Genomic DNA, 24,623 nt, shown 5'->3' with positions numbered 1-24,623 from the left:
CAAGGGGGTGAGCGGTCCCAAGCGGCATCATGCAGGCACTTTTGCGGGCAGAGCCGACCAATCAAGATCACTTACGGGTGGCCGACGGGCGTGTTGTCGGTGGCAAGTGCGAGGATGCCTCTCGTACTGGCCTACGTGCCCGTTGTGCGGTGGGGGATCTGCGGTGGGGTGACCGCGGTGCAGCCCCTTCCCGGGCGCCCGCGCAGAAGGGACCGCTGACGCGATGCAGATCCGGCTGACCGTCGTAGACCCCCTGGGGACGCGCCCCGACCCGCAAGACCGCGCGGCGTCGTGCGACGTGCTGGTGACCGCCCCGGCGGGCACCGCGCTCGCCGCGGTGGCCTCCGCCCTGGTGACGGCCGTCGCGGGCGGCGAGGGCACGGCGATTCTCTATGCGGGACCCGAGCGGCTCGACGGGCAGCGCTGCACGCTGGGCGAGCCGCCGCTGACCGACGGGGCCGTGCTGTCCCTGGGTGTTCCCGCCGAGCCGGGACCCGAGATCGAGGGCGCGACGGCGCAGCTCCATGTGGTGGCGGGGCCCGACGCGGGTGGTGTGCATCTGCTGCACGGCGGCGAGATCCGCGTGGGCCGCTCCGCGGACGCCGATGTCGCGCTCGACGACCCCGATGTGTCCCGGATGCACTGCGCTGTGACGCTCGGCACGGACGGCCGGGTGACGGTCACGGACCTGGGCTCGACGAACGGGACGACGGTCGACGGCAGCCCTGTCGGCGACCGCCCCGCGCGGCTCGCCCCCGGCGCGCTCCTGCGGCTCGGCGAGTCCACGCTGCGGCTGGCCCCCGAGGGCGCCGCGGGTTCCTCGTCTTTCACTGGTTCCTCAGGTTCTCCGGGGCCCGTGCTGCGGACGGCGCCCGACGGCGAGGGCCACGTGCGCGTGACGGCCCCGGACGCGGGCGACTCCGAAGCCCCCTCCTCCCAGCCCGGTCTCGCGGGCGAGACCCGGCACGCGTACGGGCCCGCCGCGCTCGCCGCCGGATCCGGCCCCGTCGTGCCCGAGCAGGCCGGGCCGCCCGCCGCCGAGAGCACGCCGACCATCACCCCCGCGCGCGGGACACCCGTGCCGCGCGAGCAGCGCAGGCGCGGCGGGCTCGGCGCCTGGGCGCGGCGCCTGGCCGGCGGGCGTACGGGCGAGGACGTGTCCCCGTACGACACCGGCGCCCACCACGGCCCGCCGCCGCACGTCCCCGAGACCTTCGCCCCCTCCTCCAGGGGATCCTCCGAGTCCTGGCCCGACGCGGCCGCGCTGCTGCTCACCGCGCTCGGCCCGGGGCCACGGCTCTGGGAGCGCGGCCCCGAGCACCCCGAGGCGCTCGCGGTGCGGCTCGGCACGGACGACCGGACGGCCCCGGACCGCACAGGGCTGCTGCCCGGCGTCCCGGTGACGGTGGGGCTGCGGGAGGCGGGCGCGCTCGGTCTCGCCGGGCCGCGGGCGCGGCTGTCGGGCGTGGCCCGTTCCGTCGTCGCGCAGCTCGCGGCGCTGCACTCGCCGGACGCCCTGGAGATCGTCCTGGTCAGCACGGACCGGTCGCGCAGCGTCCAGGACCGGGCCGCCGAGTGGTCCTGGCTCGGCTGGCTCCCCCATCTGCGTCCCGCGCACGGCCAGGACTGCCGGCTCCTCCTGGCGTACGACCGCGAGCAGGCCGTGGCCCGCACGGGCGAGCTCCTGCGCCGCCTCGACGACCACATCGCCGACGAGTCACGCCACCCGGACACCGGGACGACGGCCGCCCGCGCCGGGCAGCAGCCGGCCGGCTTCGGCCCCATGGTGCCGAGGTCCCGTTCGGGTGAAGCCGCAGACGCCGGCGAGCGCGGTGGCCGGATGCCCGGGCCGTACGGGCACGAGGGCGCGGGGAGCCGGCCGGGCGACACCCCGGCGGACGGCCACGCCGATTTCAGGCCCACCGCCGACCGGGACGGCCGCACGACGGACCACCCCGCCGGGCACCCCGCCGCCGAGGAGACCTGGCCGCCCCAGGGCCCCGGCGCCGGGCACCGCTGGACCGGCCCGCTGACCGTCCTCGTCGTCGACGGGGACCCGGGATCGGCCGGGCTGCGCGAGGCCACCGTGCGGCTCGCGACGGAAGGCGGCCGGGCCGGGATCCATGTCATCTGTCTCGCCGAGGCCCCCGCGTCCTCGCCCGCGTCGCCGGTCACGCAGACCTATGAAATGGCGTGCGCCGTGTCGCCCGCGTTCAAGTCGTGCGGCGCCGTCGCGCTGCTCAGCGGTGATGTGGCGACGGCGCTGCGGCTGATGCGGACGTCGCACGGCCAGGTCGTCGGGCACGGCACGGTCGCCGCGATCGACGCGGTGTCGGTGGCCTGGGCCGAGCGCTTCGCGCGGGCCCTCGCCCCCTTGCGCACCGACAGCGGCCCCAGCGAGCCGCACCCCAGAGTCTCCGCACCGCTGCCCCAAATCGCCCGCCTCCTGGACGAGTTGGGGCTCGCGCGGGCCACGCCCGCTTCCCTGATGGCCCGCTGGGCCGCCGCCGGGGACGACACGGAGGCGCTCGGCGGGCGCGCGTGGGCCGTGCTCGGCGCCGGACCGCGCGGACCGGTCGTCGTGGACCTGGCCGCCGAGGGCCCCCATCTGCTGATCGAGGGCCCGGCGGGCAGTGGCCGTACGGAGCTGCTGCGCTCGATCGCCGCGTCGCTCGCGGCGGCCGAGCGTCCTGACCGGCTCGGGCTCGTCCTCGTCGACGGGCGGGACGGTACCGGCGGCGCCGACCGGGGCGACGGACTGCGCGTCTGCACGGACCTGCCGCACGTCACGACCCATCTGGCCGCCAACGATCCGGTGCGCATGCGGGAGTTCGCCCAGTCGCTCGCCGCCGAGCTGAAGCGCCGCGCCGAGCTGCTCGGGCGCCGGCACTTCGCCGAGTGGCACACCCAGCGCGAGGTCTCGGGTCGGATGGTCGCCCAGCGCCCCGCGCCGACCCGCACGGCCGACCAGGGCGCCGGGGACCTGGACACGCCGCCCAGTTCGACCCTGCGCCTGCGGCCCGCCGCCGCCCGCAAGGAGGCCGATCCGGCCCCGCCCCTGCCCCGTCTCGTGGTCCTGGTGGACGACCTGGACGCGCTGCTCTCACCCCCGCTCGGCTCGCCGGGGCGGCCCGCCGCGGGATCGGTCGTACGGGCCCTGGAGGCCGTCGTCCGGGACGGTGAGCGCCTGGGGGTGCATCTGGTCGCGGCCCGCGCGTCCGCTTCCGAGCCGGCGTGGGGCGTGGCGCTGCGGGTCGTGCTCGACGCCCCGTCGGCCGGTCCCGACGACCCGGCGCCCGGCCGCGGCCGGCTCTCCGGCGCCGACGGACGCGAGCTGGCGTTCCAGGCGGGCCGGGTCACGGGGCGCATCCCCCGTACGGCCACGCAGCGGCCCACGGTGGTGCAGCTCGACTGGACGCGGATGGGCGACCCGCCGACCCGGCGCCCCGTGAGGGAGCTGGGGAACGGGCCGACCGATCTCGCCCTGCTGGCCAGCGCGCTGGAGCGGGCCGCCCGTTCCGTCGCGGCGCAGGAGGTGCCGTCGCTTCTGTGACGGGACCTCCGGCAGGACGGCCCGGAAATTTCCGACTCCCCATGTTCGAGGCCGACATCACGACCCCGTCACGATCTTGGAGCTGACACCGCAGGCGCCCTTGCCTGTCCTCCCTGGCCGGGCGTAGAACCAGACGCCACGGGACAGCGCACATACGTACGTTCAGCGTTCGGTGCGTACGTTCAGCGTTCGGGACGAGAACGGGGCAGCGATGCGCAGCATTCGTACACGCACGACATCAAGGGCGTCGAGGACGTCCGGGGCCGCGAAAGCCGCAGCGGCAGCTCTGACCGCGGGCGCCCTCGCGCTGACACTGACCGCCTGTGGCGGCGGGGACGGCAAGGACAAGAGCGGCAAGGACACGAGCGGCGGCGGCGAGAGCAGCAGCGCCTCCGTCAAGCTGCCCAAGCTCGACGGGCAGACCCTGGAGGTCGCGGCCGTCTGGACCGGGCCGGAGCAGGACAACTTCACCAAGGTCCTCAAAGAGTTCGAGAAGCGCACCGGCGCCAAGGTCAACTTCGTGCCGACGGGCAACAACACCGCCACGTTCCTCAGTACGAAGATCGAGGGCGGCAAGCCGCCGGACGTGGCGTTCCTGCCGCAGGTCGGCGTGCTGCACCAGTTCGCCGACAAGGGCTGGATCAAGCCGCTGGGCAGTGACGCGCAGGCCCAGGTCGACAAGAACTTCTCGGCCGGGTGGAAGAACCTCGGGGCGTACAAGGGCAAGCAGTACGGCGTCTATGTGAAGGCCGCCAACAAGTCGCTGGTCTGGTACAACACCGCCGCGTTCGAGGCGGCCGGGATCTCCAAGACCCCGAAGACGTGGGACGACTTCCTGTCCACCGCGCAGACGCTGTCCGACGCCGGCTCCCCCGCCGTCTCCATCGGCGGCGCGGACGGCTGGACGCTCACCGACTGGTTCGAGAACATCTATCTCTCCCAGGCGGGCCCGGAGAAGTACGACCAGCTCGCCACCCACAAGATCAAGTGGACGGACCCCTCCGTGAAGGAGGCGCTGACCACGCTCGCCGAGCTGTGGGGCAAGGACGACCTGATCGCGGGCGGCCGCAAGGGCGCGCTCGCCACGGAGTTCCCGAAGTCCGTCACGCAGACGTTCTCCGGTGACACCCCTGCGGCGATGGTCTACGAGGGCGACTTCGTGACCGCCAACATCAACGCCGACACCAAGGCCAAGGTCGGCACGGACGCCAAGGTCTTCCCGTTCCCGGCGGTCGGCGACAAGGCCCCCGTGGTCAGCGGCGGCGACGTGGCGGTGGCGCTCAAGGGCGGCGAGGGCGCCCAGGCGCTCGTCACGTTCCTCTCCTCGACCGACGCGGCCGAGATCTGGGCGGCGCAGGGCGGCTACATCTCCCCCAACAAGGAGATGGACACCGCCAAGTACAAGGACGCGGTCACCCGGGACATCGCGAAGGCGCTGCTCGCGGCGGGCGACGACTTCCGCTTCGACATGTCCGACCAGGCGCCCGCGGCGTTCGGCGGCACGCAGGGCGTCGGCGAGTGGAAGGGCCTCCAGGACTTCCTGAAGAACCCGAAGGACGTCGCCGGGACCCAGCGCCAACTCGAGGCCGACGCCGCCAAGGCGTACAAGAACGGCTGACGGCGCGGTATGTCGTCCTCCGTGGCGAAGGCGGGGGGCGCCGGCGCACTGCCGCCGGCGCCGTCCGGAACACCGCGCAAGAGCGTGATCGGGACCCGGCCGTGGGTGGCGGCGCTGTTTCTGCTGCCCGCGCTCGTCCTGCTCGGCGCGCTCGTGGTCTACCCGATCGGGTACTCGGTCTGGCGCAGCCTCTACGACTCCGGCGGCTCGGAATTCGTCGGCCTCGACAACTACAGCGACATCTTCCGCGACCACCAGACGCTGATCGCGGTCAGGAACACGGCAATCTGGGTGGCCGTGGCGCCGGCCCTGTGCACGGCGCTCGGCCTGATCTTCGCGGTGCTGACCGAACGGGTGCGCTGGGGCACCGCGTTCAAGCTGATCGTCTTCATGCCGATGGCGATCTCGATGCTGGCGGCGGGCATCATCTTCCGCCTGGTCTACGAGCAGGACCCGAACCAGGGCGCGGCCAACGCGATCGTGACGTCCGTGCACGACGCGTTCGCCGACGCCTCCGTGTACCCCAAGGCGCGCCCTGCCATCGGCAGCGACCTCAAGGCGTCCGGCGGCGGTTCGTTCACGACGAAGCAGACAGCTCAGGCCGGTACCCCGGCGTTCCTGCCGCTCGTCGGTATCGCACCCGACAAGGTGCCCGGCAACCCGCAGAACGCCAAGCCGGCGAGCGCCGGGGGCGACAAGGTCACCGGGACGGTCTGGCTGGACTTCAAGCTCGGCGGAGGCGGCGAGAAGGGCGCGGTCGACGCGGGCGAGAAGGCCCTGAAGGGCGTCAAGGTGGAGGCGGTGAAGGGCGGCAAGGTCGTCGCGTCCGCCACCAGCGGCGACGACGGCACCTTCACCCTGCCCAAGTCGGCCGACGGAGCCCAACTCCGGCTCCCGGGCTCGAACTTCGCGACCGCCTACAACGGCGTCGAGTGGCTCGGACCGACCCTGGTGACGCCGTCGATCATCGGCGCGTACGCCTGGATGTGGGCCGGCTTCGCGATGGTCCTGATCGCGGCCGGGCTCGCGGGCATCGACCGTAACCTCCTGGAGGCGGCGCGCGTCGACGGGGCGAACGAGTGGCAGGTGTTCCGCAAGGTCACCGTGCCGCTGCTCGCGCCGGTCCTCACCGTCGTCCTGGTCACGCTGATGATCAACGTGATGAAGATCTTCGACCTGATCTACATCATCGCGCCGCAGCCCTCCCAGGACGACGCCAACGTCCTGGCCCTCCAGCTGTTCCTGTCCGCGTTCGGCGGCCAGGGGAACTTCGGCGCGGGCAGCGCGATCGGCGTGCTGCTCCTGCTGCTCGTCCTCCCGGTGATGTGGGTCAACATCCGCCGGCTGCGGAAGGAGCGTCAGCGGTGACCGCACTCGACACGTCCGTGCGCGCCAAGCGTTCGCTCGCCGCCCGGATCGCGAGCGGCGCGGCGGGTGGGGCGCTGCGTGCCTTCCTGCTCGTGGTCGGCCTGTTCTGGCTGGTGCCGACCTTCGGGCTGCTGGTCTCCTCGTTCCGCGATCCGACGGACATCGCCGCGTCGGGCTGGTGGAAGGTCTTCACCGCCCCGGCCCAGCTGACGACCAAGAGCTATCAGACGCTCCTGGAGAAGGACGAGATCACCCACGCCCTGTTCAACACGATCTGGATCACGGTCCCGGCGACGCTCCTCGTCGTGATCATCGGGTCGATGGCCGGATACGCCTTCGCCTGCATGGACTTCAAGGGCCGAGACGGCTGGTTCATGGCGGTCGTCGGGCTGCTCGTGGTGCCGGTGCAGGTGGCGCTGATCCCGCTGTCCGAACTCTTCGGGAAGATCGGTATCTTCGGCAGCATCATCGGCGTCATCCTGTTCCACGTCGGCTTCGGGCTGCCGTTCGCGATCTTCCTGCTGCGCAACTTCTTCGCGGAGATCCCCCGTGAACTCCTGGAAGCGGCACGGCTCGACGGCGCGGGAGAGGCGCGGCTCTTCGCGACGGTGGTCCTGCCGCTCGGCGGCCCGGCCATCGCGTCGCTCGGCATCTTCCAGTTCCTGTGGGTGTGGAACGACATGCTGGTCGCGCTGATCTTCTCCGACTCCGGCTCGCAGCCGCTGACGGTCGCGCTCCAGCAGCAGGTGCGGCAGTTCAGCGGGAACATCGAGATCCTGGCGCCCGGCGCCTTCATCTCGATGGTGATCCCGCTGGCCGTGTTCTTCGCCTTCCAGCGGCAATTCGTGTCCGGTGTGATGGCAGGAGCGGTGAAATAGCCGCATCCGCAGGCGATTTGAGGGGCGGACCGGTCACGGTTCGCCCCTCTTCGGCTACCGAGGGGTCCCTCGTATGCCACATCTGGCGTAACCGGATCACTCCATCGGCCGTTGCCGGGCAGTATGCCCGTGCCGACCCATGGATGCGTCTTGCCCCGGTTCAGTGTCATCGTCCCCGTGTACAAGGTGCAGGCCTACCTGCACGCGTGCCTCGAATCCGTCCTGGAACAGTCATGTTCCGATCTTGAGGTGATCGCGGTCGACGACTGCTCGCCGGACGCGAGCGGCGCGATCGCCGACGAGTTCGCGGCGCGGGACAAGCGGGTGCGGACGGTGCGTCTGCCGGAGAACGTGGGTCTTGGCCGTGCCCGCAACGCCGGTCTCGAACACGCCACCGGGGACTACGTCCTCTTCCTCGACAGCGACGACACCCTCACGCCGGGCGCGCTCCAGGCGATCACGGACCGCATCGAGGAGACCGGCGGCCCCGACGTCCTGGTCTACGACTACGCCCGCACGTACTGGACGGGCGAGGCCGTGCGCAACCAGTACGCGGACCGTCTCACACAGGACGGACCGGCGCCGTTCGCGCTCGCCGACCGGCCCGAGATCCTCCAACTCCTCATGGTGGTCTGGAACAAGGCGTACCGGCGCGCCTTCATCGAGGAGCAGGGCTTCGCCTTCCCGCCCGGCTACTACGAGGACACCCCCTGGACCTATCCGGTCCTGATGTCGGCGCGGACGATCGCCACCCTCGACCGGGTCTGCGTCCACTACCGCCAGCGCCGCCGGGGCAACATCCTGGGCACCACGTCCCACGAGCACTTCGACGTCTTCGACCAGTACGACCGTGTCTTCGCGTTCCTCGACGCTCACCCCGACCTCGCGGACGCGTGGCGCCCGTTGCTGTTCCGGCGGATGGTCGAGCACTTCGCCACGGTGTTCACGAACCCGGACCGGCTGGCGCGCGGCGCCCGCCCCGACTTCCTGCGCAGGGCCCGCGCGCACTACCGCCGTTACCGCGTCCCGGGCGCGTCCGTCGCCGCCCGCGACCGCCTCCGGCACGGCCTGGTGCGGCTCGGTTCGCACCGCACGTACCGGTCGCTGGCCGCGGCGATGCGTCTCGTGCGGCGGGTCCGGGGGTTCACGGGCCGGCTGCGGCGTACGGCCCGGGCGGCCGTCCTCCAGGCGCACTACCGCGTGCAGCTGCGGCTCCCGGTGCGCGCGGACCGGGCCGTGTTCTCCAGCTACTGGGGGCGCGGCTACGGCTGCAACCCGGGGGCCCTGGAAGCCGCGTTCCGCGCGTACGCGCCGCATGTCGCCACCGCGTGGATCGCCGGGCCCGAGCACCACCACACCCTGCCGTCCGGCACCCGCGCCCTGAGTCCCGGGACCGCCGCCTACTGGACGGCGCTGGCCCGCTCCAAGTACCTGGTCAACAACGTCGACTTCGACCGCAGGCTGGTCAAGCGCCCCGGCCAGGTCGTGATCCAGACGCAGCACGGCACGCCCCTGAAGAAGATGGGCCTCGACCTCCAGGACCACCCGGCGGCGGCCCGCGGCCAGGACTTCGACCAGCTCCTGCGCTCCGTCGACACCTGGGACTACGTCCTGTCCGCCAACCGGCACTCCACCCTCGTGTGGGAGCGCGTCTACCCGTCCGCGTACACGACGCTGGAGTACGGGTATCCGCGCAACGACGCCTTCCACCGGGCGAGTTCGCGGGACATGGCCCGCATCCGCGAGAGCCTCGGCATCCCGGAGGGCACGACGGCGATCCTGTACGCGCCCACCCACCGCGACTACCGCCGCACCCAGCGCTGCGCTCTCGACCTGGAGCGGGTGCTGCGCCGGCTCGGCACGGACTTCGTCGTCCTGACCCGCGCCCACCCGCTGCACCAGACACCTTTCGAGCAGGGCACCGGCCGTGTCGTCGACGTCTCCGGCCATCCGAGCGTCGAGTCGCTGTGCCTTGCGGCGGACGCGCTCGTCACCGACTACTCGTCCCTGATGTTCGACTACGCCAACCTCGACCGGCCCATCGTGATCCACGCCGACGACTGGGAGGCGTACGAGGCGTCGCGCGGCACGTACTTCGACCTGCGCACGTCCCCGCCCGGCGCCGTCGCCCGCAGCGAGGACGAGCTGATCGACATCTTCGCGACGGGGCACTGGCGCGGCTCGCGCTCGGCGCAGCTGCGGGCCGCGTTCCGCGAGCGCTTCTGCCCGTACGACGACGGGCGGGCGGCCGAGCGGGTCGTGCGGCACGTCGTGCTCGGCGAGGACGAGGAGGCGCGGTCCGTGCGCGAGGTGCCGCTCGCCGGGCCGCGCCAGGAGCCCGCGGGTGAACGGGTCGGCCCGCGCGCCTGAGCACGGAAGGCGCGGGGCCGGGCCTCACCGCTCCAACAGGTCGAACAGCTCCTCCCAGCGTTCCAGGACGCGCTCCTCGGAGAACCGCTGCACATTGACCCTGGCCCGCTCCCCCATCGCGTCCCGCAGTCGCGGGTTGCCGGTGAGGCGCAGGAGGCGGTCGGCGAGGGCGGCGGTGTCGCCGGGAGGCGCGAGGAGGCCGTCCTCGCCGTCGCGCACGATCTCCCGCACCCCGGGCGCGCAGTCGAACGCGGCGCACGGCACGGCGCTCGCCATGGCCTCCATCAGCGCGAGGGGGAAACCCTCGCCGCGCGACGACTGGACGAACACGGCGCTCCCGGCGAGCGCCCCCGCCACGTCGTCCGTGCGGCCCATCCACTCCACCGAGCCGTCGAGGCCCAGCTCGGTGCACTGGCGCCGCAGGTCCGGCTCGTCGGTCCCGGCACCGTAGATCCGCAGGGTCCAGCCGGGCCGGCGCGGGGCGACCTCGGCCCAGGTGTCGACGAGCATGTCGATGCCCTTCTGGTCGGCGAGGCGGCCGATGCTGCACACGACCTTCGCGGTGCGCGGCGAGGGGATCTCGGGCAGGTGGGCGAGGGCGTTCGGCATGGCGCCGACGTTGTGCATGCCGTCGGCGATCCAGTCGTCGGCGTCCTCCTGGGTGAGGGCGAGCCAGCGGTCGGCGGACGGGTAGTTCCGCTTGACGGACCGGTAGCGGTGGCAGGCCCGCGTATAGGCGTACGACTCGTGGCTCATGCCGATGATCCGCAGGCCCGCGGTGTCCGCCTCGCGCAGCCATTCCATGGGCCACACCTGGGTCACGACGGCTACGGCGCCGGGGCGGGCGGCGCGGAAGAGCTCCGAGAGGCGGGCGACGGCGCGCCCCCTCTCCGCGAGGCGTGCGGCTTCGCGGCGGTGCGCGGCGGGGTTGAGGCGGGCGAGGCCGCGCACGGGGCGCGGGGTCGGGGGGTGGGCGCGGTAGAGGCTTGTCACGTCGTAGCCGAGGTCGGCGGGGAGGGTGAGCTTGAGCTCCGCCTCGTGGACGCCGATGACGTGGACGCGGTGGCCCGCGCGCTGGAAGAGGCGGGCCATCTGGTGGGTCCAGGCGGTGACGCCGCCCAGTTCGTCGACGGTGTTGGCGACGAGGAAGAGGTCGCGGCCCGTGCGCGGGGCGGTCGCGGTGGTCGATGCGGTCATGCTCAGCCCTTCTTCCCTTGGATGAGGTCGGCGGCCGCGCGGGCGGCGCCGCCGTCGTCGTAGGAGCCGAAGTCGGCGGCGAACGCGCGGCGCGCGGCCTGCCACTCGCCGTCGGCCGCCTTGAGCCCGTCGAGGGTCCGCAGCAGCTCCTCCTGCGTCTCGACGACGGGCCCGGCAGCGGTCGTCCGCAGGTCGAAGTAGGTGCCGCGGTCGGCCGCGTAGGCATCGAGGTCCGGCGCGAAGTGGACGAGGGGCCGGTCGAGAAGGGCGTAGTCGAACATGATCGACGAGTAGTCGGTGATCAACACGTCGGCGAGGACGAGGAGTTCACTCACGTCGTGGTGGCCGGAGACGTCGATGACGGTGCCGGGCGGGGTGACGGGCAGGCTCGCCGCCTCCGTGTAGTGGGCGCGCACGAGCAGGACGTGCGTGTCGCCGAAGCGCTCGGCGAATTCCCGTACATCGAGCGGCAGTTGGACGGCCCGCCCCTTCTTCGGTACGCCGCGGAACGTGGGGGCGTACAGCACCACCGTGCGGTGGTCCGGGATGCCGAGTTCCGTGGCGGGCGCCGGGCGCGGGAAGCGGCCCTCGCGCTCGTCGCGCCCGCGGGCCTCCACGAGGCGGTCGTTGCGCGGGTATCCGGCGCGCAGCAGCCGCTCCTCAGGGATGCGGTACGCGTGGGCCAGAGTCCGCACGTCGTGTTCCGAGCGGACCATGAAGTGGTCGAACCGGCCGACCGCGCGCCGCAGCTTCTCGCGCTCGGGCGCGTTCCGCGTCCTGTGCCGCGCCTCGTCGAACCCCATGCGCTTGTAGGCGGATCCGTGCCAGGTCTGCAGATACGTGGTGTGGCGCGGCTTGTCGAGGGCGTGCGGGAAACCCTGGTTGTCGACCCACCACTCGGCGCGGGCCAGGGCCCACAGATAGCGCCAGGACCAGCGGCGCACGAGCCGCGCGCCGTCCGGGAACCCGGCGGGGGACGTGGCGTACGACCAGACGCAGCGCACCCGGGCGCCGCGCGCCAGGAGCTCCTCGTGCACGGCGCGCGGGCTGTCCCCGTAGCTCTTGCCCATGTGGCTCTCGAAGACGACGAGGCCCTTGCTGACGGGCAGCCTGGCCAGGATCCGCCGGTACACGCGCAGCTTGACCCGCTGGGAGTGCAGCGCCTCGCGCTTCCTGTCCAGGGCACGCAGTACGGGCTTCAGCTTGCGGGCGGGCCTGAAGTGGGTGACGTAGTGCAGGACGGTCTGGGCGGTGCGGGCTGCGCGGCGGCGCGGCAACAGGCAGACGGCCAGGTGGTGCTTGGCCGTGACGTAGGGCTGCCAGGTGTCGGCGGTGAGGCGCGTCAGGCGGGGGCGGGCCGGGAGAGCGCTGGCCCGGGTGGGGACGGACGCCTTGTCGGCGACCAGGTCGGTGGTGACGGGAACGCCGTCCACGGTGAGGACGAGCCGCGGGTCCCATACGCGGTCGCCGATGCCGAGCGGGCGCAGCGCCCCGGTGAGGGGCAGCTCGGTCCGCCACACGACACCCCCGTCCTCCTGGCGTACGTCTGCCACCGGCACGGAGAGCGTGTGCGCACGGCCGTCGCGGACCGAGACCTCGAGGCGGGCGGCCAGCGCGGGCCGGTCGTCCAGGAGGCCGAGCGGCACGACGAGCCGCCCCTCGACGGCAAGCACCGCGCCCTGGCGCAGGCAGTGTGTGACGCGGTTCAGGAGACGGAGGTCGGTGAACTGCCGGTACTGGTGGCCGAGTTCGGTGACGTCGAACGTGTCGTCGTCGGCGTGTTCCGCGCTCCAGCGGACACGTCCGCCGCCCGTCATGACGAGCGGGGAGACGACGGTGCCGGGCCGGGCCAGGGCGTACGCGGCGGCCTGCACGCCGTCGGCGTCCCCGTCGACGAGGAGTTGTACGCCGATGCGCTCGACGGGCGGCAGAGCGCGCAGCGCGTCCGGGGTGACGAGGCCCCGCAGGCTCGGGGCGAGAGAGTCCGCCGCCTCCCGGCGGTCTTCGGGGCCGAGCGCCACGAACGCGCGGACGCACGGGATGACGTGGTCGGTGAGGAAGGCGCTCTCGCGGGCCGCGCGCAGGGCGTCGCCGTCCAGGAGCTCCAGCGTGCCGCGCTGGGCGTCGGCGGCGCGGGGCAGGTCCCGTACCGGGTCGGCCGGGGCACATCCGGTGGTGATCAGGTTCGGGACGAGCGCGATGCGCCGGGCGGCGAGGGCGGCCCGCACGCCGAGGGAGGCCCGTCCGGCGCCGGACAGCGCGCCGAGTGCGCCGCGCCGCACGCAGAACCCGGCGCTCAGGCTGTCGCGCGTGACGAGTTCGGGCGCGTCCGCGAGGTCCTCGACGACGCGGGACCTGGCGTGCAGCTCCCTGTGCCAGGCGGGCGCCTTGTCCCAGCGGCCCGCGACGAGGTCGGCGTCCGTGCGGCGGCCCGCCTCGAAGAGGTTGCGGCAGGCGTGCCGTTCGAGCCGCTCGCCCGGGGCGGCGACCATGACGTACCGGCCGCGGGCGGCGGCGAGGCCCAGGTCGCGCAGGACGCACGCCGGGCTCTCGGCACCGGCGTGGACGAGCCGGATCCGGTGCGGGTCGCCGGCCGCGAGCGACGCGGCCGTCTCGTCCGCCCCGGCCGTGACGAGGACGGCCTCGGTGGCGGCCAGGGTCTGGTCGAGCACGGACCGCACGGTGGCGCGCAGGGCGGCGGCGTCCGTGCCGCAGACGACGACGCAGCTGATGTCGTACACCTCGGGCGTGCTCATCGGCGGCCTCCCGGCAGCATGGCGTCGGCGACATGCGCGGCGGCGCGTCCGTCGTCCAGGTCGCAGAACACCTCGCGGAAGCGGCGGTATGCGTCCCGGTGCCCGGCGGTCGCGGCGGCCGGGTCGCGCAGCGCCTCGACGACCTCCTCGCCGGTGGTGAGCAGCGGTCCCGGCGCCTGCGCGACGAAGTCGAAGTAGAAGCCTCGGAGCGTGTCCCGGTAGTGGTCGAGGTCGTAGGTGTGGAAGAGCATCGGCCGGCCGGTCTGCGCGAAGTCGAACATCAGCGACGAGTAGTCGGTCACCAACACGTCGCTGATCAGCAGGAGTTCACCTACGTCCGGGTGACGGGTCACGTCGCGCACGAAGCCGGACGCGGCGCCCGGGACGGTGCCGCCGACGAGGTAGTGGCGGCGCACGAGGAGGACGTGGTCCTCGCCGAGGGCCCGCTCGGCCGCCGCCAGGTCGAGGCGGAGGTCGAGCCCGTAGCGGCCGCCCCTGCGCGGCTGGTTCTCGCGCCAGGTGGGGGCGTAGAGGACGACGCGCCTGCCCTCGGGGATGCCGAGGCGTTCGCGGACCGTGGCGGCGACCTTCGCGCGGTCCGCCGCGTGCAGCAGGTCGTTGCGCGGATAGCCGGACTCCAGGACCTCGCCGTGGTAGCCGAACGCGCCCCGCAGGACGGGGGTGGAGAAACGGTTCGGGGAGACGAGCAGGTTCCACTGCGCGGCGCGCTCCGGCAGCGTCGCGATGTAACGCTGGTCGCCGGACGGGCTGTCCGCCAGGTCGCGGCCGATGCGCTTGAGCGGGGTGCCGTGCCAGGTCTGTACGACGTACTGGTCCTCGGCGCGCTCGAACCAGTCGGGCAACTGCGTGTTGGTGACGACGTAGCGGCTGCGGGCCAGGGCCTCGTACCACTCGGTGCTCCACAGGGCCACGGGTCGGCAGCTCGCGGGCACCGTGACCTGCTGGTCGCGCACGACCCAGAGATGCTCAAGGGGTTCGCCGCGGGCGACGAGCTCCTCGTGCACGGCGCGCGGCGAGTCCGAGTACTGACGGCCGTCGAAGCTGGAGTACAGGACCGTGTCGGTGCGGGGCTCGACGCGCAGGGACGCGTAGCGGGTGCGCAGCGCGCCCTGCTGGGCGCCGCCGCGCTCCGTGACGGCGAGGCCGGATCCCGACCCGATGACGAGGCGGTCGTAGTAGCGGCGCCCGACGCTGAAGTCCCGGCCGCCCAGGGACCGTACGAGGGGCAGGCTCTCGTGCCGGGCGGGCGCGACATGGACCTGGCGGTACCGGCCGGAGTCGGTCTCGCCCGGCTCGCGCAGGAACAGGTACCAGCGGCCCTCGGCGAGCGGCAGGACTCCGGCGGGGCCCGCGACCGCGTCCGGACACAGCGCCGCGTCGAACCGCCCGCCGGACACCTCGACCGGAAGGACGGCCTCCTCGTCGTGGCCACTGTGCTGGAGCAGCAGCTCCCACGCCGTCCCGGACTCCTCGGGGAAGCTGCCCCCGACGGTGAGCCGCCCGTCCTCGCCCCAGCTCAGGGTGTCGACGAGCGGCCGTACGGTCTGATTCCGCAGCTCGACGTTCCCCGCGGCGTTGGCGAGCACGAGGAGTTCGCGCCCGGCGCCGAGCGGGTGCCGGCCCGCCGGGGTGTCCGGGCGGACCGCGAGGGCCTGCCACTCGTCGTCCCCGCGCACCAGGCCGACGCCCCACGGATCGGTCTTGCGGGGCGCGCCGGAGTCGTCGGTCCCGGTATCCGCGATCAGGTCGAGGCGCAGCTCGGCGGTGAAGGCGCGACCCGAGCGCTCCACGGGGAGGTCGTACGCCTCCTTGGTGTGCCAGTTCTCGACGCGCAGCGCCTTGAGGTCGGCGGGCGCTCCCGGGGCCAGCTCCCCCTCCAGCCTGAGGGTGCCGCCGGACTCCTCGTGGCGCACGAGCCGGGCCTTCACGCGCTCGGCCCGCAGCCGGAGCCGGCCCGCGCTGAGCCGGGGAGTGATCCGCAGGAAGTCGTCCAGGTAGCGCACGGGCAGCTCGGCGAGCCCGCCCATCCGCACGGGTCCGGTGCGCAGCAGGCCGCCTCCGAACGCGGCCATCTCGAGGTTCCAGACGGTGCTCGGCCGCTTGGTGACGAGCCGCGCCGGGTCGATGACCGTCTCGAACCCGGACCGGTCGTAGCTGTGCAGCCCCTGCTTGGAGCGGTACGTCGCCTCGCGGGAGCGGACGGTACGGACCTTCAGGGGCACCGCACGCCGCTTGCCCGCCCGAAGCCACGCGAACTTGGCGCGCGCCTCGACCCGGCCCGCCGGCAGGTTCCGTACATAGGCGAAGCCCTTGAGCCGCAGCCGTCCGTCCTCGTCCCAGGACGCCTCGGTGATGTGCGACTTCAGCGGGAGATCGGTCTTGCGGAGCGCGGTCACGCCGCGCGGCAGGGGCCCGGTGACGGGCGGGAACTGCGCCCGGCGCCGGCGCGGCCCGCGCGCCACGAACGTCGTGCCGTTGCTCTTCTCGTACGTCATGAACGCGAGCAGCTCGGTCAGGCGGCGCTCCCGGATGAGCTGCCACTTGACGCGCAGGGCCAGCGGAAGCCCGGCGAGGACGGCCGGGTCGACGGTGTCCGCGAAGGAGTTGGCGTAGTCGAGGAAGGCCTCGTGGTACGCGGCGTCGCCGAGCGGCAGCGCCTCCATGAACAGCCACAGGTCCCCGGCGAGCACCGTCGCGTCGTAACGCCGCTTGCCCTCCAGCCAGCCCGCGGCCTCCGGAGTGCCGGCCGTCTCGCGCGCCTTGTCCCCGAGGAAGCCGCTGGCCGAGCGGACGGCGGCGGTGCGGTCGACGACGGCGCGCGGCCTCGCCCGCCGGTTGGTGATGGAGCCGTCCCGGTCGCGCCACAGATAGACGGGCCCGGACAGGACGTCGACGCTGCGGGCGAGGAAGTGCGCAGGGACCATGACCGGGGTGTCCTCGAAGAGCACGCCCACGGGGAACGCGAACGCGTGGCGGTCCCAGAAGTCCTTGCGGAACACCTTGTTGCAGGCGATGCGGTCCCCGAGCAGGCCCCAGTACCGGGTGACGTGGGTGGCGGAGCGGTCGGAGCCCATCACCTTGCGGAACATGGCCGACTGCTCGGTCGTCCCGTCGACGCGCAGCCGGTGCACGTTGCCGGTGGCGAAGTCGGAGCCCGACTGCTCCAGGGCGTCGAGCATGCGCTCGTACGCGTCGTGCGGCACCACGTCGTCGCTGTCCACGAAGGCGAGATGCGCGCCCGTGGCCAGGGCCGCACCCGCGTTGCGCGCCGCACCGAGGCCCGCGTTCCCCTGCCCGACGTAACGGAAGCGCCGGTCGCGCCCGGCCATGGCGCGGGCGATCAGCGGACTCCCGTCGGTGGAGCCGTCGTCGACCATCACGACTTCGAGGTCGGGCATGGTCTGTGCGGCCAGCGACTCCAGGCAGGCATCGAGGTACGCCTCGACGTTGTAGATGGGGACGACGACGGTCAGTCGTGGTGTCATGCGCTGCGCACATTCCTTCCGGAGAACTGACGGGCACGGCTGCGCGACCCGCGAGGACCTACTGGTTAACAACCGGCCGTGTGGATCCGGGTCACCACGCCTGAGCCGTTCGGGTGATCACGCGAGCGATCCCGCGCAGCGGGCCGGCGGGCGGCCGCGCTGCGCGGGATCGGTCGGGTCGGGGGTGCGGGGGCACGGGGGTACGGGCCGGGGTCAGGGCTTGACGGCGATGCGCCCCTCGTCCATGCGCAGGAGCAGCAGCCGCTCGCCGGTCTTCTCCAGGAACTCGTCGACGGCCTGCCGCGAGCCCTGCCAGTAGCCGTAGTCGTCGATGAGGAGGACGCCGCCGGGCACCAACCGGTCGTAGAGATGGTCGAGTTCGTGCTTGGTGGAGGCGTACCAGTCGGTGTCGAGGCGCAGGATCGAGATCTGCTCCGGGGCCTGCTGGGGGACGGTGTCCTCGACCCTGCCCTGTACGAAGTGGAGCCGGTCGGCGGGGTAAGGAACGCCCTGGAAACCGGACTTGACGTCGTCGAGGGTGGCGACGGCCCAGATCGGGCGGTCCTTGCCCTGGGCGGCGAGCAGTTCCTCGGCGGATCTGCCGTCGCGCCTGAGGTCCTTCTCGGTGGGCGGCGTCATGCCCTCGTACGTGTCGAAGAGGTAGAGGCCGCGCTCCGTGTCGCCCTGCGAGAGGAGGGTCTTGGCGCAGGCCTGCATCGAACCGCCGCGCCACACGCCGCACTCGACGATGTCGCCGGGAATGTTGTGCCTGACGATGTGACGGGTGGCGAGGATGAAGGCGTTGAGCCGCTCCGGTGAGGTCATCGTGTACGGCTTGACCGCACGGATGATGGTCTTCGCCTCGTCGTCGTAGTCCTCGGGGAGGACCAGGCCCTTGGGTTTCGGCGTCGGCTTGGGCGCCTGCGCCGCCGGAGCAGGCTCAAACGCGCGGGCGGCCTGCCGGGGAGCGGGCACCGGTACGCGGGTCAGCTGGTACCCGGTGAGCTGCTTGATGACGCCATTCACTGCGCTTCGCCATGCCATGCGCGGCACCTTACGTCCGCGTTGTTCCGCATGTCACTTTTCGTCAACCCGAAGGCGTTTCTCACCATTTGATGCGCCGGTCGGCTTGGGAAAGGCCAGCGGCCGGCCGCACCGCTCCCGTCCCGCGAGCGGCGTCGGCAGCGGCACTCCGTCGACACCGCCGACGCGATTGGCCCACCAGCGCGTCGTCGAGCGCACGAACGCCATGGTCAGACGCGGGTACTTGGCCGGCTTGCGGAAGACGCCGACGGTGTCGCCCCAGTAGGCGTGCTTGACGTCGATGCTGCCGTAGGCGTGCCGGATGCCCTTCATCGGCGGGAAGTCGGTGTACGCCTCGCGCAGTTCGAGACGCGTGTACGCGGCGAGGGCGCGCATCCCGTCCGGGTAGTAGCGCCAGCAGTCCTGCGCGTCGTGCACATGGCCGCGCGAGGGGGCCGTGATGAACGCGGTGCCTTCCGGCTTGAGGACCCGGGCGATCTCCAGCATCGAGGCCCAGAAGAAGGGGATGTGCTCGAAGGCCTGGCCGGAGATGAGGAAGTCGGCACTGTTGGAGCGAACCGGGATGCGGTACGGCTTCGCCATCACCGCGTCCACATTGCGCCCCTCCAGCACGTCGACGCCGACGTACTCGGTGTCGTACCCCTCCAAGAGCGACTTGTGGGTGCGCACCTGCCCGTCCGAGACCCGCGCGCCGAGGTCGACCACCCGCAGCCGCCGCCCGCGCGGCAGGTAGCTCCGGACACAGAGCTCCATCTGTTCGTACGCGGACTGGTGCATGGCGGCCTCCATCAAGGGGGTTGGGGTGACTTGATGGCTTTTCAACGCGCATGTCCGCGTGGGGTCACCGTGCGAGACGGCGCGGCGTGTGCCGGGACCACCACTTTCTGGCCGGTTCCTCGACGTACGTGAACAGTGCCCAGGACAGAGCGATCACCGCGACGGCGAGTCCGCACAGCGTGAACAGGGCGGAGTTGTCGGGCCGCATCCGGCCCCAGGTGTCCTGCACGTACCGGTTCAGCGTCTGGTGCAGCAGATAGAACGCGTACGACCACGCGCCGAGCAGCACCATGGGGCGCGAAGAGAGCGCTCCGCGGCGCCCGGACAGCTCACGCTGGGCGTACACGACGATGAAGAGCGCCGAGAACACGGCGACGAGCGGCCGCACAGTCCATTCCAGTTGGCCCACCGTGTCCGGCGAGAACCAGCCGGTCCGGTGGCAGTACACGGCCGTGTACGCGGCGGAGGCGGCGAGCAGTGCGGCCGGGCGCAGGGCGATCCGGTGGCCGCGGCGCAGGGCGATCGCGCACACGAGGCCGACCGCGAACTCGGGAAGGCGCGTCACCGGGTGGCGCATGACCCATTCGCGGGCGAAGGGCGAAAGGTGCGCGGCGGCCCACCAGTTGACGGCCCACATGGCGGCGAGACCGGACGCCGCGAGGAGCGCGAGGGTGCGGGTGCGCAGGCGCAGCGCGGGGCCGATCACCCACGGGAACAGGAGGTAGAAGAACACCTCGACACTGAGCGTCCAGGCCACGCCGTTGCCCGGGAACATCGGCACGACGCCGGGGAACCAGGTCTGCACGAGCAGCAGCGACGTGACGAAGCTGAACGCGTCCGTGGGCACGCCGCCCCAGAGATGGAACACCCAGATGCACGGGATCGTGGCGGCGAGATGCGCGGGCCAGATGCGGCCGGCGCGACGCCAGTAGAAGAGACCGCGACGCGTGCCGGGGCGGTGCCCCCAGGCCAGCAGGAACCCGGACAGCACGAAGAAGAACCCGACGCCGTTGACACCCATGGTCGAGTACGGGAAGAGCACGGGCGCCTGCGCGAGACCGCTGCCCGGGGCGAGTCCGGTGGTGTGGTGAACGAAGACGGCGAGGGCCGCGACGAAGCGCATCCCGGTCAGCGAATCGAGCCGCGGCGCGCGCGCATCCGCGCTGCGGGGGCGGGCTGGAGCAGCAGGGAGAAGAGTGGCGGTCACAGGGCGGCTCCCTGCGCGGGGGTGAGGGGAGCGCGGCAGGCGTTGATGTGGCCGGCCCGCGCAGGCACGGGAGGAACCGTGTCCGTCACGGGGCGGCTCCCTGGCCCGGGGTGAGAGTTGTGGCGCCGGTGGTCGAGGCAGGGCTCTGCCTGGGCGGGCGCGGGAAGCTGCGTGATCGTCACAGGGCAGCCCCCTGGCCCGGGGTGAGGGTGGCGCCGCAGGCGCCGGTGTGGTCCTGGTCTGCGATCAAGTGGTCGAGGCGGGGTTTGGCCCAGGCGCGTACGGCGGTGATCCGGGCCGGGTCCGGGACGGCGCCGGCCCGGACGAAGTCACCGCCGTTCTGCTGCCGGTACAGCGGGACGTACCCGGCGTCCGCCAGGCGTGCGAGGGTCAGGCCCGGCTTGTCCACCCAGGCCGCGTGGACGTGCAGGAGTTCGGGGCGCTCGGCGCGAAGGACATGGTCACGCAGGGCGCTCGTGTCGCCGGAGGCGTACGCGTTCGCGATGCGGCGGTCCGTCAGGCCGGCCAGGTCCAGTACGCGCAGCCGCGTGGTGAGCAGCGTGCCGCCGAGGTCGGGCAGGGCGACGGTGGCGTGGCGCAGGCCGAGGCGCTCGGCGTACGTGTTGAACACCTGGCCGTAGCGTTCCGCGACGAAGCACATGGAGAGCGTCGGGTGAGCCCTGAACGAGGCCTCGCGCTCGGCCTGTCCGGCGTGGGCGAGGACCAGCGCGCCGGTCAGCGCCGCGGCGAGGACGGCCCGGCCGCGTGTCCCCTCCCCCTCCCACAGCACTACGGCCGACAGTGCGGCGACGGCCGCCGCGAGCACCCACACCGGCGTCGCGAACCGGTACAGGGCCATCCAGTCCCGGCCGAGCACCCCGTACGCGAGGAGCGACAGGAGCAGCGGCGCGAGCAGCGCCACCAGGGCCCGCCGCCCCTTGCCGGGCCGCGCGAGGACGGCACCGGCGCACAGCGCGCCGATCAGCGCGAAGGCCCAGCCGGCGTACGTCAACAGGTCGCCGGTCTGGGCGAGTTGGGCGAGTCGCGGGGTCTGCTGCGCCTTGGCGACCGCGGTGTTCGGCACCCACAGACCGAAGACGGCGTGCCGCCACAGCAGGAACGCTCCATAGGGCACGGCGACGACACCTGCGTGCAGGGCCAGCGCGCGGACCGAGCGGGGCAGCTCACGCCGGCGCACGAACAGGGCCAGGACGAGGGGGTAGGCGCCCGCGAGTACGGCACCGTCGGGGCGGGTCAGCGCGGCGAGCAGGGCGATCGTGGCGGCGGCAACCGCGGTGCGGGGGGCGGTGAGGTCGCCGCGGGTGACGCCCCGGACGAGGAGCGCGGCCATCGCGGCGGCGCTCAGCCCGTACAGCGGATTCTCCAGGCCCGAGAAGGACCAGGCCACGTAGGACAGGTTCGTGGCGAGGGCCGTGCCCGCCAGGAGCGTTACCGCCCACGCGCGGCCGGGGAGCACGGCGCGGGCCGTCCACGCGATGCACGCGAGCGTGCCGGCCGTGCACAGCAGCGCGAGTGCTTTCGGGTAGAGCACGAGGTCGCTGACGCCCAGGAACGCGCCGTGGTCGAAGAGTCCGAGTCTGCGGCCGAGGGCCATCAGGGCGAGCCAGGACGGGTTGGAGTAGCCCTCCACGGGTGCGGCGCCCGGGAGTTGGACCGGGCCGAGGCCCTCGTCGATGCTGCGCGCGTACGCGAAGGTGACGGCGGCGTCGTCGACGATCCAGCGCCCGAGTCCCGCGGCCCTGACCGCGATCAGCGCCGTCGCGGCGAGGACGGCGGCGGGGTCGGCCCACCGGCGCATGCCGGACGCGGGCGAGGCGCGTGCGGCGGGCACGGTCCGCGCCCGGCCGGGGCGGCGGTTGTCGAGGAGGGCGAGGAGCATGGCGTTCACGGTGACTCCAGCGTGGGCTCGGTGGGCGCGGCGGTCGCCCCGGCAGGCGGCCCCGCAGAGGTCGCGCACGTGGGCGCCGGGCCGCCCACACGCTCGTACAGGCGCAGCACCCCGCTGCGGCGTCTCGACTCGGCGAGGGGGGTGAAGTCCCGTTCCAGGAGCGTGAGTTTGGTGAGTTCGATCGCGTTGTCGGTGCGCCAGCCGGGGCGGCCCGCCTCCGCGTCGAAGAGGACCCAGACGCGGGTCAGGCACGCCATCCGGGCGCGCAGTTCGGCCGGGCTCGCGTCCACGCCGTACAGGGTTCCGGAGCGGGCGCCCGTCGACTTCAGGGCCACGTCGCGCACGCCGGCCACGGCGCGCGGATACGTCTCCGTCAGGCGCCGGCCGGTTTTCGGCAGGTAGAGCAGCGCGTCACCGGGCCGCAGGTCCCGCTCCGCCATCCGCGCCACCGACCCGAAGTCGTCCCTGCGGCTCTCGGGCGACCGCTCGCGCAGCTGCGCCGGGAACTGCATCCAGAACGCCACCGCGACCAGTGCGGCCCCGGCGGTCACCTGGACGTACCGGGACGGGCGCACCCGGTGCGGCAGGCGCCGCAGGACCGCGTCCCCGCCGGCCGCCACCAGCAGGGGCAGCCCGGCGAACGCGAAGAACGTGTAGCGCGGCGCGTACAGCGGCTGCCACTGCGAGACGGTCAGCAGCAGCGCGGGCGGCACCACGGCCAGCGGCAGCGCGACCGCCACGAGTCCGCACGCCCCCCGGCGGACCGAGGGGGCGAGCACCGCGGCGGCAGCGAGCACCAGCGTGGTGTTGAAGACGGCACCGGGGTGCCCTGCGGCGAGCCGCAGCAACGCCTCCGCGTCCCCCCAACCCGGCCTGCGGATCCACGCCACCTGGAAGCTCTGCCCCCGCGCCTCGTCGGCGAGGGGCAGGACGAGCAGGACGGCGGCAGCGGCGGCGGGCGCCCAGCCCCGCCACAGCACGGGGGCGGCGCGTGAGACGAGGAGGGTGACGGCGTGCGCGGCGAGGAGGAGCACGGCGAACTCGTGGAGCCACGCGGTCACCGTCACGAGCGCGGCGTACCCGGCCCAGGCGGGCCACGACGGATGCCGTACGCAGTGGACGAGTATGAGCGTCGCCGCGGCGGCGCCCGCCGCGACGATCGCGTACGAGCGGCCCTCCTGCGCGTAGTAGCCGGTGAACGGCGAGGCGGCGTACAGGAGTCCGGCCCACAGGCCCACGCGGGGCCGGGCCAGGCGGATCCCGAGCGCGGCGACGAGGCAGGCCGCCGCGGCCGCGCCGAAGACGGACGGCAGTCGTATCAGGTAGGCGTCGGTCTGCCCGCCGAGCACGAAGTGGATCAGTACGTAGTAGAGGCCGTGGACGGCGTCGATGTTGCCGAGGAGATGGTGGATCTGGGGCAGGGTGCGGGTGGCGACGAGCATCGTCGCGGCCTCGTCCCGCCAGATCGTGCCGCGATCGAGCCCCCAGAGTCCGAGGCCCACCATCACCAGGCCCGGCAGCAAGACCGCGGTCACGGCGGGTGCGGCGGCGGGAAGGGCCCTGGGAGTGCGGCCGCGCGGACCGTCCGAAGAGATGCGCACCCGCCGATCCTGTCCCAAATGATCCGATTTGTGACGCAGCCTTGCCGTCATGGATCATGCGTGCGGCGCGGGATGGTGGCGAGTAAACGGGACATAACGCCTGGCGACAGTGAGGCGCGCCGCCCGACCGTCGAAGACCTCGCATCACCCGATCGGGTGGGCGAAGGCGCAGTTGCCGACCGGAGCGACCGGACCGGACCCGGCGGCCCCGTTCCCGACGAACGGGAGCGGGGCCGGCGCGTCACCGCCGCACGCTCCTGCCGACCGGCCCTGCGCTCCCGCCGGCTACTCGACCTGCGCGACCTACTCGACGACGAGGTCGACGTCGATGTTGCCGCGGGTCGCGTTCGAGTACGGGCAGACCTGGTGGGCCTGCTCGACGAGCTTGCGGCCGGTCTCGGCGTCGACCGTCTCCGGCAGCTCCACGCGCAGCGTCACCGCGAGCCCGAAGCCCTCGCCCTGCTTGCCGATGCCGACCTCGGCGGTCACCGCGGCGTCGCTGACGTCGACCTTCGCGGCGCGGCCGACCAGGCCGAGCGCGCTGGCGAAACAGGCGGAGTACCCGGCGGCGAAGAGCTGCTCGGGGTTGGTGCCCTGACCGCCGGCGCCGCCCATCTCCGTGGGGATGGCCAGCTGAAGGTCGAGGCGGCCGTCGGAGCTGACGGCACGGCCGTCACGGCCGTGGGTGGCGGTGGCTACGGCGGTGTAGATCGCTTCCATGAAAAACATCCTCCTGCGGTGGGGCCGCGGTGACGTCCGCGGTGGAGTACGTGCTGCGCTGACGGATACAAGTAGAGCACGCAATTCAGTTGTGCACAACCAAGTTGTGCACCGAGGTA

Annotated in this window: 14 protein-coding genes; 5 read left to right on the top strand and 9 right to left on the bottom strand. The window is 73.0% G+C overall.

Annotation, left to right across the window (positions count from 1 at the left end; all coding sequences use genetic code 11):
* Nucleotides 1-223 precede the first annotated feature (223 nt).
* The 5 genes from OG698_RS28080 (at nucleotide 224) to OG698_RS28060 (ending at nucleotide 9,787) form a co-directional block, all read left to right on the top strand.
* The gene (locus tag OG698_RS28080; protein ID WP_406106224.1) at nucleotides 224-3,553 is read left to right on the top strand and encodes an FHA domain-containing protein; all 3,330 of its coding nucleotides are present in this window, start codon (nucleotides 224-226) and stop codon (nucleotides 3,551-3,553) included.
* 211 nt (nucleotides 3,554-3,764) lie between these two features.
* The gene (locus OG698_RS28075) at nucleotides 3,765-5,171 is read left to right on the top strand and encodes an ABC transporter substrate-binding protein (RefSeq protein ID WP_406106222.1); all 1,407 of its coding nucleotides are present in this window, start codon (nucleotides 3,765-3,767) and stop codon (nucleotides 5,169-5,171) included.
* Nucleotides 5,172-5,180: 9 nt separating this feature from the next.
* Nucleotides 5,181-6,539 carry a carbohydrate ABC transporter permease gene (locus OG698_RS28070; protein WP_406106220.1) on the top strand — a complete coding sequence of 453 codons (1,359 nt, stop codon included), beginning with the start codon at nucleotides 5,181-5,183 and terminating at the stop codon, nucleotides 6,537-6,539.
* The gene (locus tag OG698_RS28065) at nucleotides 6,536-7,417 is read left to right on the top strand and encodes a carbohydrate ABC transporter permease (RefSeq protein WP_100598930.1); all 882 of its coding nucleotides are present in this window, start codon (nucleotides 6,536-6,538) and stop codon (nucleotides 7,415-7,417) included. Before OG698_RS28070 ends, OG698_RS28065 begins: the two co-directional genes overlap by 4 nt.
* A 150-nt stretch (nucleotides 7,418-7,567) precedes the next feature.
* Nucleotides 7,568-9,787: a CDP-glycerol glycerophosphotransferase family protein gene (locus OG698_RS28060; RefSeq protein ID WP_406106218.1), complete on the top strand. Its 2,220-nt coding sequence runs from the start codon at nucleotides 7,568-7,570 to the stop codon at nucleotides 9,785-9,787.
* Nucleotides 9,788-9,811: 24 nt separating this feature from the next.
* Here OG698_RS28060 and OG698_RS28055 read toward each other — a convergent pair whose 3' ends face one another.
* The 9 genes from OG698_RS28055 to OG698_RS28015 all read right to left on the bottom strand — a co-directional run bounded on the left by OG698_RS28055 (nucleotide 9,812) and on the right by OG698_RS28015 (nucleotide 24,504).
* Nucleotides 9,812-10,984, bottom strand: coding sequence for a glycosyltransferase (locus OG698_RS28055; RefSeq protein ID WP_406106216.1), 1,173 nt, complete (start codon nucleotides 10,982-10,984; stop codon nucleotides 9,812-9,814).
* A 2-nt stretch (nucleotides 10,985-10,986) separates the two neighbouring features.
* On the bottom strand, nucleotides 10,987-13,740 hold the full coding sequence (locus OG698_RS28050) for a CDP-glycerol glycerophosphotransferase family protein (RefSeq protein ID WP_406106214.1): 2,754 nt from the start codon (nucleotides 13,738-13,740) through the stop codon (nucleotides 10,987-10,989).
* The gene (locus OG698_RS28045; protein WP_406106212.1) at nucleotides 13,737-17,246 is read right to left on the bottom strand and encodes a CDP-glycerol glycerophosphotransferase family protein; all 3,510 of its coding nucleotides are present in this window, start codon (nucleotides 17,244-17,246) and stop codon (nucleotides 13,737-13,739) included. Before OG698_RS28045 ends, OG698_RS28050 begins: the two co-directional genes overlap by 4 nt.
* Before the next feature lie 213 nt (nucleotides 17,247-17,459).
* Nucleotides 17,460-18,290 (bottom strand): TylF/MycF/NovP-related O-methyltransferase, encoded by an 831-nt coding sequence (locus OG698_RS28040; protein ID WP_406106210.1) that lies wholly within the window; start codon nucleotides 18,288-18,290, stop codon nucleotides 17,460-17,462.
* A 33-nt stretch (nucleotides 18,291-18,323) separates the two neighbouring features.
* The gene (locus tag OG698_RS28035; RefSeq protein WP_406106208.1) at nucleotides 18,324-19,067 is read right to left on the bottom strand and encodes a methyltransferase domain-containing protein; all 744 of its coding nucleotides are present in this window, start codon (nucleotides 19,065-19,067) and stop codon (nucleotides 18,324-18,326) included.
* A gap of 64 nt (nucleotides 19,068-19,131) precedes the next feature.
* The gene (locus tag OG698_RS28030) at nucleotides 19,132-20,274 is read right to left on the bottom strand and encodes an acyltransferase family protein (RefSeq protein WP_406106206.1); all 1,143 of its coding nucleotides are present in this window, start codon (nucleotides 20,272-20,274) and stop codon (nucleotides 19,132-19,134) included.
* A 178-nt stretch (nucleotides 20,275-20,452) separates the two neighbouring features.
* Nucleotides 20,453-22,183 (bottom strand): hypothetical protein, encoded by a 1,731-nt coding sequence (locus tag OG698_RS28025; protein ID WP_406106205.1) that lies wholly within the window; start codon nucleotides 22,181-22,183, stop codon nucleotides 20,453-20,455.
* Nucleotides 22,180-23,784, bottom strand: a complete 1,605-nt coding sequence (locus OG698_RS28020; RefSeq protein ID WP_406106203.1) for a hypothetical protein — start codon at nucleotides 23,782-23,784, stop codon at nucleotides 22,180-22,182. Before OG698_RS28020 ends, OG698_RS28025 begins: the two co-directional genes overlap by 4 nt.
* Before the next feature lie 303 nt (nucleotides 23,785-24,087).
* A complete protein-coding gene (locus OG698_RS28015; RefSeq protein ID WP_356281091.1) occupies nucleotides 24,088-24,504 on the bottom strand; it encodes an organic hydroperoxide resistance protein in 417 nt (138 codons plus the stop codon).
* Between the last annotated feature and the right edge of the window lie 119 nt (nucleotides 24,505-24,623).

This window comes from Streptomyces sp. NBC_01003 (assembly GCF_045162695.1).
Taxonomy (GTDB): Bacteria; Actinomycetota; Actinomycetes; order Streptomycetales; family Streptomycetaceae; genus Streptomyces.
Note: the sequence above shows the minus strand (reverse complement) of the source record. Positions and strands in the feature narration are given on the sequence as shown.